The sequence below is a fragment of the Aurantimonas marina genome (assembly GCF_017183135.1).
GTDB lineage: Bacteria > Pseudomonadota > Alphaproteobacteria > Rhizobiales > Rhizobiaceae > Aurantimonas > Aurantimonas marina.
Window position 1 is genome coordinate 180,285 of sequence record NZ_JADDXW010000001.1, and the last position, 11,812, is coordinate 192,096.

At 66.3% G+C, this 11,812-nt stretch carries 10 protein-coding genes; 3 read left to right on the forward strand and 7 right to left on the reverse strand.

The window, feature by feature from the left end; all coding sequences use genetic code 11:
• Positions 1–3 precede the first annotated feature (3 nt).
• Together ING15_RS00890 and ING15_RS00895 are read left to right on the forward strand one after the other, a co-directional pair.
• Positions 4–654, forward strand: a complete 651-nt coding sequence (locus ING15_RS00890; protein WP_206452882.1) for an ABC transporter ATP-binding protein — start codon at positions 4–6, stop codon at positions 652–654.
• Positions 651–2,297 carry a class I adenylate-forming enzyme family protein gene (locus ING15_RS00895; RefSeq protein WP_206452883.1) on the forward strand — a complete coding sequence of 549 codons (1,647 nt, stop codon included), beginning with the start codon at positions 651–653 and terminating at the stop codon, positions 2,295–2,297. Before ING15_RS00890 ends, ING15_RS00895 begins: the two co-directional genes overlap by 4 nt.
• Here the strand turns inward: ING15_RS00895 and ING15_RS00900 are convergent.
• The 4 genes from ING15_RS00900 to mobB all read right to left on the reverse strand — a co-directional run bounded on the left by ING15_RS00900 (position 2,294) and on the right by mobB (position 8,043).
• On the reverse strand, positions 2,294–4,390 hold the full coding sequence (locus ING15_RS00900) for a heavy metal translocating P-type ATPase (RefSeq protein WP_232845513.1): 2,097 nt from the start codon (positions 4,388–4,390) through the stop codon (positions 2,294–2,296). The two genes, ING15_RS00895 and ING15_RS00900, sit on opposite strands and share 4 nt — an antisense overlap.
• Positions 4,391–4,842: 452 nt before the next feature.
• The gene (locus tag ING15_RS00905) at positions 4,843–6,417 is read right to left on the reverse strand and encodes a bifunctional aminoglycoside phosphotransferase/ATP-binding protein (RefSeq protein ID WP_206452884.1); all 1,575 of its coding nucleotides are present in this window, start codon (positions 6,415–6,417) and stop codon (positions 4,843–4,845) included.
• A 49-nt stretch (positions 6,418–6,466) separates the two neighbouring features.
• On the reverse strand, positions 6,467–7,318 hold the full coding sequence (locus ING15_RS00910) for a universal stress protein (protein WP_206452885.1): 852 nt from the start codon (positions 7,316–7,318) through the stop codon (positions 6,467–6,469).
• 218 nt (positions 7,319–7,536) lie between these two features.
• Positions 7,537–8,043, reverse strand: a complete 507-nt coding sequence (gene mobB / locus ING15_RS00915) for a molybdopterin-guanine dinucleotide biosynthesis protein B (protein WP_206452886.1) — start codon at positions 8,041–8,043, stop codon at positions 7,537–7,539.
• Between the two features lie 164 nt (positions 8,044–8,207).
• Here mobB and ING15_RS00920 point away from each other — a divergent pair, with 164 nt between their 5' ends.
• A complete protein-coding gene (locus ING15_RS00920) occupies positions 8,208–9,095 on the forward strand; it encodes a substrate-binding domain-containing protein (protein ID WP_206452887.1) in 888 nt (295 codons plus the stop codon).
• A gap of 120 nt (positions 9,096–9,215) precedes the next feature.
• On the opposite strand, the gene ING15_RS00925 is transcribed toward ING15_RS00920, so the two are convergent.
• Genes ING15_RS00925 through ING15_RS00935 form a run of 3 tightly spaced genes read right to left on the reverse strand, consistent with a single transcriptional unit; the run spans position 9,216 to position 11,581 of the window.
• Positions 9,216–10,043: an extracellular solute-binding protein gene (locus tag ING15_RS00925; protein ID WP_206452888.1), complete on the reverse strand. Its 828-nt coding sequence runs from the start codon at positions 10,041–10,043 to the stop codon at positions 9,216–9,218.
• Positions 10,044–10,074: 31 nt separating this feature from the next.
• Positions 10,075–10,821: an ATP-binding cassette domain-containing protein gene (locus ING15_RS00930; protein ID WP_206452889.1), complete on the reverse strand. Its 747-nt coding sequence runs from the start codon at positions 10,819–10,821 to the stop codon at positions 10,075–10,077.
• Positions 10,822–10,858: 37 nt separating this feature from the next.
• Positions 10,859–11,581, reverse strand: coding sequence for an ABC transporter permease (locus ING15_RS00935; protein WP_206452890.1), 723 nt, complete (start codon positions 11,579–11,581; stop codon positions 10,859–10,861).
• Between the last annotated feature and the right edge of the window lie 231 nt (positions 11,582–11,812).

The window sequence follows — 11,812 nt, forward strand, 5'->3', positions numbered from 1 at the left end:
CCGATGCTCAGCCTGAAGGATGCCCATGTGAAGATCGGCTCGGTCGAAGCCGTACGCGGCTTTTCGCTCGAGGTGGGAGCCGGCGAGATGGTCGGCCTCGCCGGCCGCAACGGCGCCGGCAAGACCACAGTGATGCGCACCATCATGGGCATCACCAAGCTGACACGCGGGTCTCTGCATTTCGACGGCGCCGACATCACCGGCCTGGAGGTCCATAAAAGGGCAAGCCTGGGTATCGGCTACATGCCGGAAACGCGCGGGTTGATCCCCGATTTGACGGTCGAGGAAAACATCCTTCTGCCCACCTGGGTGACCTCCGTCGATGGCGCCGCGCGCCTCACGGTCGTCTACGAGATCATGCCGGAACTGGCGAGCATGTCGGACCGCAAGGCGCTGCTGTTGTCAGGCGGACAGCAGAAGATGGTGGCGCTGGGCCGGGCGCTGACGGTCGGCACGCGCCTTCTTCTGCTCGATGAGCCGTTCGAGGGCGTGGCCCCGGCGCTGGCGCAGCGCCTGTCGGATGTGATCTCAGCTTTGAAGAGCGACGCGCTCTCGATCGTGATGAGCATGTCGGAATTGACCCATTCGCATACCGTGCTGGATCAGGTCTGGGGCATAGAACGCGGTGCAAATGTGGTGGCCGAGGCCGCATGACAGCGTCGCGCCGGTTCTGGAAGGATGCGCCGGCAACCCGAGCGGAGGCGCATTTTGGCGACCGCGTCGTCACCTGTTTCACCGGTCGTCCCGCCAACGCCGACGCCATGCTTCGCGCCGCCGCGGCCGCCAACCCGCAAGGCGACGCGGTGGTGGACGGAACCGTCAGAATCTCTCATGCCGCGCTCGACGCGATGAGCGGTGCCGTGGCTGGCGGGCTGGCATCGCGCGGCATCGCCAAGGGCGACCGGGTTGCGCTTCTGGTGCGCAACCGCTGGCAGTTCATCGTGGCGCTGACCGGCATCGTGCGCGCCGGCGCCATCGCGGTCCCTTTGAGCGTCAGGGCGAGCCGAAACGAAATCGCTTTCATTCTGGAGAATTGCGGCGCCAGCCTCTCCATCTGTGACGCTGGAAAGACCGGGACATTGCCGGACACCATGCCGCGCGCGGCGATCGGCGGGCCGGTCGGCGGCAGCTTCGAGGATCTGCTTGCCGCGGCGCCCGGAATGACCCAACCGGAGATCACCGAGGAGGACGTCGCCGTCATTCTCTACACGTCCGGCACCACCGGAACGCCCAAAGGCGCGATGCTGACCCATCTCAACATCGTCCATTCCTGCCTGCACTATGCCCATTGCTTCGCCTTGACCGCCGTCGACCGCTCGGTGGTGGCGGTCCCCGCGAGCCACGTCACCGGGATGATTGCCAGCGTCTATGCGCCGCTCGCTGCCGGGGCAGCGACGGTGATGATGGAAAAATTCGACGCCGACGCCTTTCTCGCCCTCGCCACCGATGAACGGATGACGGTAACGATCCTCGTTCCGGCGATGTATAATCTGTGTCTCTTGCGCGCCGACTTCGCCCGGCACGACCTCGGCGCCTGGCGCATCGGCGCCTTCGGCGGAGCGCCGATGCCGGTCGCCACGATCGAACGCCTCGCAAAGCTCCTGCCGAACCTCGACCTGATCCAGGCCTATGGATCGACCGAAACCACGTCGCCGGCCACGATCATGCCGGCGGGTGGCCAGGCCGCCGCTCCTGCCAGCGTCGGCGCGCCCGCGCCCTGCGCCGACATCCGCGTTATGGATGCGGCGGGACACGAGGTTCCGACGGGGGAATCCGGCGAGGTCTGGATCGGCGGACCGATGGTCGTCCCGGGCTATTGGAACCTGCCCGACAGGACCGCCGAGAGCTTTCACGCGGGTTTCTGGAAATCCGGCGACGTCGGCCGTTTCGACGAAAACGGGCTGCTCTACATCCACGACCGCCTGAAGGACATGATCAATCGCGGCGGCTACAAGGTCTATAGCGCCGAGGTCGAGAACGTCCTGTCGTTCCATCCCGGTGTCGCCGAAGCCGCGGTCGTTCCCCGGCGAGATCCGGTGCTCGGCGAAAAGGTCCACGCCTTCGTCCACCGGTCAGACCCAAACCTCGACGAGGCAGCGCTCAAGGCCTTCTGCTGCGAACGCCTGTCCGACTACAAGGTGCCGGACTTCTTCACCTTCACCAGCGAGCCCCTGCCACGCAACGTCAACGGCAAGCTGATGAAGCAGGCGCTCCGCGACCGGGTAGCGGAACCAAATGGCCCGGCCGACCGCCGGCAAGCGGATCGGACGAGCCCGGGGCGGAGCGAACGCGGCTAATCCTGTTCGCAGATGGCGTCCTCCTGGCGGGTGTGCAGCCTGACCAGAAGAACGATCGTATCGATCACGCGCTGGGCGTCCCGGACCTGCAGCCGGTCGGGCTGACTTTTCCCAAGATCCGCCGCGATCTGCCGCAGGACCCGCGCCAGCTTGAAGATCTCGCTGTGGGCATAGCCGAGCGCGGTGATCAGCGCGCCATATTCGTGGTCTCCGAGAAGGCCGGGATAAAGGACCCGGTCGTCATGGCGTTCGTGATCGAGGATTTCCTGATCGACCATGTCGGACGCCTGGCGCACCAAGCCCGGTGCCTCGCCGTTCGCCGCGACATCGAGGGAGTCGGAGAGTGTCTGCAGGCGATCCAGCGTCTGATTGATAGCCGTATGCTCGGCTGCGACCGTCCGCGCCATCGGCCCAGGCAACGCGACGGTCCGCCGCCGGGAGCCGGATCCGAGCGCGCGCAACGCGTTGAGGATCACCGCGATATCGATCGCCTCCTGCGTCAGCGCCCCCGCGACCGGTGGAAGCAGCCCGGCCGCGGCGAAGACCATCGCGACGCCAGAAAGCGCCAGCCCGGCCACGATGCTTTGGAGCGCGATCTGGCGAGTCCGCCGCGCGATCGCGATACTTTCCGGCACGCGATTAAGGTTTTCGACCAGAATGACGACGTCGGCCGCCTCCGAGGAAGCGCTGGCACCCCGCGCGCCCATGGCAATGCCGACGGTGGCGGCGGCCAGGGCCGGCGCATCGTTGATACCGTCGCCGATCATCACCACGGGATGGCGGATAGCCTCCTCCCGCACCGCTTCGATCTTCTCGCGGGGCGTGCAATTCGCCTTGGTCTCGTCGAAATCGAGCCCTTCGGCGACGGCCTCGGCGGCGGCGGTGTGGTCGCCGGTCACCATCATCAGCCGGGACACACCGAGAGCGCGAAGCCAGCGCAGCGCGCCGGCGGTCTCGGTCCGCACCTCGTCGCCAAGCAGGATCGCGGCGGCGAGCCGACCCTCGATGGCAACGAAAATGGTCAGCGCCGAGCGCCAGCGCGCGCGCCGGATCGCGCGAGCGGCCCAATCGGCCGGTTGCGTCTCACCGGCGATCAGGGCGTGGGAGCCCGCCGAGACCCGCTTGCCCTCCACGATGCCTTCAAGACCGGAGCCGCGGATTTCGCCGACGTCGTGCGGCACCGACAAGGGCAGGCTTCGCGCGTGCGCCGCCGCGATCAGCGTTCCCGCGAGAACATGGTGCGACGCCTGCTCGAGCGAGGCGACGAGACGCAGAATGTCGTCGGCGTCTTCACCGGGCGCTGTCTCGATGCCGACAAGCCGCGCACCGCCGACAGTCAAGGTGCCCGTTTTGTCGAAGATCGCCATGCGAACCCGCGCCAGCGCCTCCAGCGCGCCGCCACCCTTGACGAGGATGCCGCGCCGGGCCGCGCGCGACACACCGGAAATGAAGGCGACGGGTGCCGCCAGGATCAGCGGACAGGGCGTCGCCACCACCAGCACGGCCAGCGCGCGCACGGGATCGCCAGAGGCATACCAGGCGACCCCGGCAACGCCCAGCGTCACCGGCAGGAGCACCAGGGCAAAGCGGTCGGCCATGCGCACGAACGGCACCTTCGCCGCCTGAGCCGAACTCACCATGCGGACGATGCCCGCATAGGTGCTCTCCGAGGCACGCGCCGCCGCGATCATGGTGACGGTCTCGCCGGCATTCACGGTACCGCTGCGCACGGTTTCGCCGGGGCCTCGGCGCACGGGCAACGGCTCGCCGGTCACCGCCGCTTCGTCGATCAGGGTCGAAGCGTCCGCCAGGAGCCCATCCACCGGCACGACGTCACCGGCGCGCAGCAGCAGCCGATCGCCCGGTTCGACTTCGGCGACGGCAACGGCTTCGACCCGACCATCGATCAGGCGATGGGCGGTCCTGGGCGCTCGGTCGGTGAGCAGCTTCAGATCGCGCTCGGCCCGGCCGACCGCGTAGTGCTCCAGCACGTTGCCGCCGGCATACATGATCGCGACCACGATGCCGGCGAGTGGCTGGCCGAGCGCCAGGGCCGCCGACATCGAAACGAAGGCGATCGCATCGACGCCCATGCGGCCCGACCACAGATCGACGGCGATGGAAATCGCCAGGCCAAGCACCACCGGAACGGTCCCGGCCGCCCAGACCAGATTTGCGGAGGCAGGACGGTCGGAGATCGCCAGGGCCGAGCCGGCCACCAGACCCACCAAGGCGACCAGCAGCAAAATCTGGTGGGCGGTCTTGCCGTTGAACGCGAAGGCAGACCTTGCCGGCGGTGCGTCCTCCACGGCCGCCGACGCGCCGGCATCGCGATCGGCGTCGTCGATATCGGCTTCTTTGCTATCGCTTTGGTGCGCTGAGGCAATATCAGAGGCCAAACGCTCGCCTTGGGTTGGTGACACCGCCCCTCCTTCCTGTTCATCAATCCCAACACCGGGATGCTAACGATGCCCGAACGCCGACCTGTTGACCTGCATCAACTCGGTCACGCAGCGCCCCGGATGGACAAGCCGCCCCTCGCCGATCAGCCCTTGCGACGATCATCCTCCAGATTGCCGGCAGGGCCATCCAGCGTGCCGTCGACCACGCGCCGTGCAGCTTCCGCCACCGCACCGATCTCGCCCTCGCTCGACAGATGCGTCCAATCGGTTGGCGCCTGCGACCGGCTCAGCTGATCCCGCACCACCTGCGGCGTAGCATCGGAGGGGTCGCCGCGACGAGCCGCGACGCGCTCGACCAGCCGCTCGGGCGGGGCTTCGAGCCACAGACCCAGGAAGGGGAGCGCTCCGCCCTCGCCAATGCCGGCGATCCGCTCCCGATCGGGGGCGCGATCGAACACCGCGTCGGCGACGACGCCGTGCCCGAGCGGCAGGATCGCATCGGCTTGTTCGGCCAGCCGCGCGTAAACGGTTTCGGAAACCTCCGGCCGGTAGCACTCGGCCGGCAGCGGGGTTTCGGCGGCAACGCCGAACAGGTGCTTGCGGATGCGGTCGCTGGCGAGGATTCGCGCACCCGGCGGCGGCCCGATCCGCGGCGCGATCGCCGCCGCGACGGTCGACTTGCCGGAGCCCGACAGTCCTCCGACCGCCACCAGGCGACCGGCCCGCGGCCGCAGGAGATCGAGCGCGAGGTCGAAATAATCATGCGCCTCAGCTCTCAGTGTCGGCGCATCGGGGCCGGCATCGGCGACCCGCGTCGCGGTGACATGGGCGCGAACCGCGGCACGCAGCGCCATCAAAAACGCCAGCAGCGGCAGACCGTCCGTCTCGTCGCATTCGTCCAGATAGCGGTTGAGGACGAGGTTCGCGCCTTCCTCCAGGCCCCGGTGCCAGAGATCCATCAACAGGAAAGCCAGATCGTAGAGGATGTCGGTGGTGGCAATGGCCTCATCGAATTCGAGGCAATCGAACAGCGTCGGCTCGCCCTCGAAGACGCAGATGTTGCGCAAGTGCAGATCGCCGTGGCAGCGGCGGATCTTTCCCGCCACGCTGCGCGCGTCGAGGAGCGGCGTCAGGCGAGCGAAACCCTCGCGGAACCGGCGATTGAAATCAGCCACCGCCGCTTCGGGAAACACCTCGGTGGTCGCCAGCGCGCGCTCGTTGATATCGAGGACCAGGGCCACCGCGGCCGCGCCGGTGACGCTGCGATCGGGCGCGATGCCGGTATGGAATGCCGCGATCCGGTGAGCCAGCCGCGCCATCAGCGGCGCCGTCAGCGTGCCCTCCATCGCCATGCGGTCCAGCAGGCAATCCGCGTCGAAACGGCGCATGTCGACAAAGGCGTCGACGAGCGGCCCGCCGCCATCGATGGCGAGACCGCCGTCCGCCTCACGCGTCACCCGGCGCACGGCGCGGTAGAGCTTCGGTGCTGTGCGCCGGTTGAGCACAAGTTCCCGCTCGCAGGTCGCGAGCCGGCGCTCGGGCGTCGAGAAATCGACATAGGGCAGATGCACCGGCCGTTTCAGCTTGATCGCCCGCTCGCCCGAGAGAAGGACGGTAGAAATATGCGTCACGATCGTTTCGACCGTCGACGCATCGCCGTCGTCGAAACCCGCGGACCTCAGGAAGGCGATCGTTTCGTCCTGGCTATTGGCGGGCATCGTGCGTCACCGGTGATCGTTCTGCCGAGCGGCCATTGGGCGGTAGGCGTCAGTGCGCCATGAGCAATGCGATCGGGCTGCGTTTCAGGAGTTCGCGGGTGACCCCGCCGAACAGCATCTGGCGAAGCCGCGTGCGCCCGTATGCGCCGACGACGATCAATTCCGCGCCGAGGCTCGAGGCCTCGTTCAAAAGACCCTCGGCCGCGTCGTCCCACTGCGGCAGATGCCGTATCTCGACGGTGACACCATGCCGCGCGAGATGCCGGGCCATATCGGCTGCCGGCTCCTGATGCCGTTCCTCGTCCGAGGAGGTCTCCGCGACCGAAACCAGATATACCTGCTTTGCCCGTTGGAGAAACGGGAGGGCCGCCTTGATGGCATGGGAACACTCGGTCGTATCCTTCCATGCGATGAGGACGGTCTCCGGTTCCTTGGCGTTCACAGCATCCGGCGGAACGACATAGGCGGGCGCTCCGGCATCAAAGATCACGGCCTCGAATATCTCCGGCCACTGCCCGCCGTCGCCATGCGGGCGTCCGACGATCACAAGATCGACCGAGCGGGCCGGCGGTCCGATCCGCGCGCCGAGTTCCTGGTAGGCATAGTCGATCCGTCTGATCTCGCTAGGCGCGCGCAGCCCGGCCAGACGCTCCCGCGCGCGTATTTCCGACGCATCGCCCTGTTCCACGCCACGCTTCCGAAGCTCGGCGGCAAGCCATGCGCGGCCTGGCCCCGGCGGAATGGGCGCCGCCTGCAGATAATTCATCAGGAGAGCGATGAGGGGGGCGTCGAACATCGTCGCGATCGTATCGGCATGGCTCGTCTTCGCCGTATCACCGTCCGAACCGTCGACATGGACGGCGATATCCCGGATCGCCAGGGAAGGCTTGGCAAGATTCATGCGTGGCAACCTTTCGATTCTCCGGCTACGCGACCGGCATTACCTTGTCGCCGAATCCCGTCGTCGCCCTTGATCACGGTCAATCGTTCTCACGCTATCAGAAATCGAACAAGCAGCGTCCAATTCGCCACCCGCGCGCCGCAAAGCGCAGATGTTCGAACGCCTCCGGGCAAATTGGGTCGAGTTTCCCCGACATCCGCCGACCAAAACAGGCTCCGTCAGGCCAGGCCTGTCTGGCTGACGATGAACGCCGCGATCGCGGCGACGTCGTCGATGTCGTAAACCGAAACGGCCGCCTCCTCCACCGCGTGATCGGCGGCGATGGCCGCAATTGCCGGAATGGTACCGAGCATCGGGGTGCGCTCTTTCGAGGCCGTTCGCCGACATTCGATCTTGGGATGCGGCGCGGCCTTGAACCCTTCCACGAGCACGAGGTCGCAGGGTTCGAGCCGGGCGATAATCGCATCGAGCGTCGGTTCGCCCTCACCGCGCAATTCGTGCATCAATGCCCAGCGCGTGGATGAAACGATCGCCACCTCGCTCGCGCCGGCGGCCCGATGGCGAAAGGAATCGGTCCGTGGCGTATCGATCTCGAAGGCATGATGCGCATGCTTGACCGTCGATACGCGATATCCGCGCTGGGTCAGTTCGGTGACGAGACGCTCCGTCAACGTCGTCTTGCCGGAGTTCTTCCAGCCGGTGATGCCGAATAGGCGCTGCGTCATGATCGAAGCGATTCCAAACAGGTTTCTGCCCGCCGGGCGATGTGCGGTCCAGAACGTGTAAACGTGGGCTCGGCGCCGTCAACTCCGGGGGACCCGCTTTTCCCGGCGCGCCGTCTTTCGGTTCACGGTTTGCCGCCACCGCCCCGAGGCGGCTAAATGCGGCGATGTCCGAATCGACGCCCCCCTATCTGACGACCCGCGAACTCGCCGATCTGCTGCGCATCAAGGAACGCAAGGTCTACGACCTAGCCGCCAGCGGCGAGGTTCCGTGCGTCCGCGTCGTCGGAAAGCTGTTGTTCCCGAAGGATGAGGTGGCGGCCTGGATGGCGGCGTCGCGCTCCGGCCCTGTCGTGGCCAGCCGCCAACTGCCGCTGATCCTGGCCGGCAGCCATGATCCCCTTCTGGAATGGGCGCTGCGCCAGTCCGGCAGCGGGTTGGCGGCCTTTTTCGATGGCAGCCTGGACGGGATCACGCGGCTTGGCCGGGGAGACGCGGCGGCCTGCGCCACCCATATCAGGGAAAGCGACGGCTGGAACGTCGACACGGTTCGCCAAATCCTCGGCGAGGCGCCTGTGGTGCTGATCGAATTCGCGCGGCGCCAGTGCGGCCTGATCGTCGAGTCGGGCAATCCCCGGCGGGTCGCCGCGATCGCCGATCTCGAGCCGCTTCGCTTCGCCCGTCGCCAGTCGGGCGCCGGCGGCCAGCGCCTGTTCGAGATGCTGGCGCAGGAAGCCGACGTCGACGTCTCCGCTCTCGCCGGTCCGCAGGCGCCGGCGAAAACCGAGGACGACGTGGCGCGTCTCGTGCTCGACGGCAAGGCGGACGCGGCTTTCGGCCTCGCCGCCATGGCCGAGCAATATCGGCTGGGTTTCGTCCCTCTGGCGGAGGACCGCACCGATTTGCTGGTCTGGCGCCGCGCCTATTTCGATCCGCCGTTTCAGCGACTGCTGCGGTTTCTGGCCTCCGACGAATTTGCCGACCGCGCCTCCGAGATGTCCGGCTACGACATCGGCGGGATCGGGACCGTCCACTACAATGCCCCCAGCCCATAGGACCCGTTGTTTCGTCCCGGCGGGCGCAAGATTTTCGCCCGCCCGATCGGCTTCGGCAATGATGGCTCGGGTTGCTAGATCAACCCAAAGAATCGCACCGCGGCATCGACGAGACTTCCGTCACTTGGCGTTCGGAAAGAACAGCTGCTGGCCGTCGACCTTGTAATTGGCGATCGCGGCCTGCCCCTTCTCGCCCGTCAGCCAGTCGATGAATGCCTGCCCCTCGGCGGCCTTGACGCCCGGATGCTTCTTCGGATTGACGAGAATCACCCCGTACTGGTTAAAAAGCTTGGGATCGCCTTCGACGGCTACGGCGAAATCGTCCTTGTTGCCGAACGAGATCCAGGTGGCGCGATCGGTCAGGATATAGGCGCCCATGCCGACGCCGGTGTTGAGCGTCGCGCCCATGCCCGAGCCGGTCTCACGGTACCAGCCGCCGGAGGCGGCATCGACATCGATGCCCGCCTGCTTCCACAAGCGCTGTTCGGCCTTGTGGGTCCCGGAATCGTCGCCTCGCGACGCGAACGGCGCCTTGGCTTCGGCGATTTTCCGCATGGCAGCCACGGCGTCGGTCATGCCGGCGACGCCGGCCGGATCGCTCGGCGGTCCGACGATGACGAAGTCGTTGTACATGACGTCGAAGCGCTCGACGCCGCCTCCATTAGCGACGAATTTCTCCTCCGCCGGCTTGGCGTGGACCAACAGAACATCTCCGTCGCCGTTTTCGGCGTTCTTGATCGCCTGGCCCGTTCCGACTGCCACGACGCGCACGTCGATGCCGGACTCCTTCTCGAACTCCGGCAGGATCGCGTCCAGCAGACCGGAATTCTGGGTCGACGTCGTCGACTGGACGACGATGAATTTGTCCTGTGCCATCGCGGCCGTGGACCCGAAGCCCGCGGTCGCCGCCAAAGCTATGGTCAGGGCGAGACAGATGCGTTTGAACATGACGTTCTCCATTGGTGCTTGCTGGTGTTGTTCAAAGCAGAAGAGCGCCGGCGAGAAATGCCCGCGCCGCCTCCGTGCTCGGTTGTTTGAAAAACGAGGCCGCCGCAGCCTGCTCCACGACCCGCCCTTGGTGCAGGAATACGATTTCGGCGCCGAGCCGGCGGGCCTGGCCGATGTCGTGCGTTACCATGACCACCTTCACCCCCCGCTCCACTGCCTGGAGGATCAGGGCCTCGATCCTGTGTGTCGCCGTGGGATCGAGGCTCGATGTCGGCTCGTCGAGAAACAGGATATCCGGATCGGTCGAGATGGCCCGCAGCAGCGCCAGCCTCTGCTGCTCGCCGCCTGACAGGGTTCGCGCCGGCTGCCTGGCCTTGCTCGCAAGATCCCCGATCTCGAGCAGTGCGCGAATGCGGTCCGCGCGCTCGCGGCGGCAAACACCGTGGGCCCGGAGGGCGAAACCGATATTGGCCGCGACCGAGCGGCGCAGGACGACAGGCCGCTGGAACACCATTGCCTGACGGCGGCGTATGCGCGCGCGCATCGGCTGGCCGCCATATAGCACCCGCCCTTCCGTCGGATCGATCAGTCCATGCAGCAGCCTGAGCAGCAGGCTCTTGCCGGCACCGTTCGGTCCCATCACCATGGTCGGCCCGCGACCGTACAGGGTCAAAGCATCGATATCGACGAGATGCTTTCCCGAAACGCGAAGAACCAGCCCTTCCGCATGGATCGGCAGGATCGTCGCGGAGGTCCCCTCGAGGACGCGCGATGGCATATCCAACCCGCCATCGCGTGATTGGGAGATCGCCGGGCTAGGCGTCGAAGCGATTGGCATAGGCCGCCCCCTTCGTCGTGCTGTCGAGCAGAGCGACCGCCGCGTTCACCGCGACGGCAATCAGGATCAGGATGGCCCCGAGTGCCAGCGCCAGCGCCAGATTGCCCTTCGACGTCTCGAGGGCGATCGTCGTCGTCATGACCCGGGTGACATGATTGATATTGCCGCCGACGATGATGACGGCGCCGACTTCCGCAATCGCCCGTCCGAAGCCTGCGAGGAAAGCGGTCATCAGGCTGGCACGTCCGTCCCAGAGCAGCGTCGGGATGGAGGCGGCGCGCGAAACCCCCAGTGAGCACAGCTGCTCGGCGTATTCCGCATGTAGGTCTTCCACGGCCTGCCGCGTCAACGCCGCAATGATCGGCGTCACCAGCACGAACTGCGCGATGATCATCGCGGTCGGCGTGTACAGCAGTTGCAGCACGCCGAGTGGTCCGCTGCTCGACAACATCAGATAGACCACCAGCCCGACCACCACCGGCGGCAAACCCATGAGCGCGTTGATTCCGATCACGGCCGCGCGCCTGCCCGCAAATCGGCCGACCGCCAGTGCAGCCCCAAGCGGCATGCCGACCAGCGCGGCGATCACGACTGCGCTCAAGGAGACGCGCAACGACAACAGGACAATCGCCCAAAGCTCTCGATCGCCCCGAAGGATCAAGCTGGCAGCGCGGCCAAAACTATCTGCAAAATCCTGCATTTTCTACATTTTGCCGAACAATCATGGATATTCCGCAGGACTTATGCCGAGTATTACCTCGCAAGTCCACAGGCACGAATGGCGTCCGCGACAAAAGCACCCAGGCGAACCCGCACCTTTCCCGGCTGGCAATCGCTAACCCCTTGTAAACGATGTTGTGGGAAGCGCCGGAATGGCCGGATGCCTTGCGTCAGGAAGCGACGCTTGTCCGCCTTTAGTCTTATGCAAATT

Excerpts from the sequence above, each read along its gene's own strand:
- ING15_RS00935 (WP_206452890.1), bottom strand. The coding sequence starts at position 11,581 with ATGCAGGATTTTGCAGATAGTTTTGGCCGCGCTGCCAGCTTGATCCTT.
- ING15_RS00910 (WP_206452885.1), bottom strand. The coding sequence starts at position 7,318 with ATGAATCTTGCCAAGCCTTCCCTGGCGATCCGGGATATCGCCGTCCAT.
- ING15_RS00890 (WP_206452882.1), top strand. The coding sequence starts at position 4 with ATGCTCAGCCTGAAGGATGCCCATGTGAAGATCGGCTCGGTCGAAGCC.
- ING15_RS00930 (WP_206452889.1), bottom strand. The coding sequence starts at position 10,821 with ATGCCATCGCGCGTCCTCGAGGGGACCTCCGCGACGATCCTGCCGATC.
- mobB (WP_206452886.1), bottom strand. The coding sequence starts at position 8,043 with ATGACGCAGCGCCTATTCGGCATCACCGGCTGGAAGAACTCCGGCAAG.
- ING15_RS00900 (WP_232845513.1), bottom strand. The coding sequence starts at position 4,390 with ATGGGCGTCGATGCGATCGCCTTCGTTTCGATGTCGGCGGCCCTGGCG.
- ING15_RS00925 (WP_206452888.1), bottom strand. The coding sequence starts at position 10,043 with ATGTTCAAACGCATCTGTCTCGCCCTGACCATAGCTTTGGCGGCGACC.
- ING15_RS00920 (WP_206452887.1), top strand. The coding sequence starts at position 8,208 with ATGTCCGAATCGACGCCCCCCTATCTGACGACCCGCGAACTCGCCGAT.
- ING15_RS00905 (WP_206452884.1), bottom strand. The coding sequence starts at position 6,417 with ATGCCCGCCAATAGCCAGGACGAAACGATCGCCTTCCTGAGGTCCGCG.
- ING15_RS00895 (WP_206452883.1), top strand. The coding sequence starts at position 651 with ATGACAGCGTCGCGCCGGTTCTGGAAGGATGCGCCGGCAACCCGAGCG.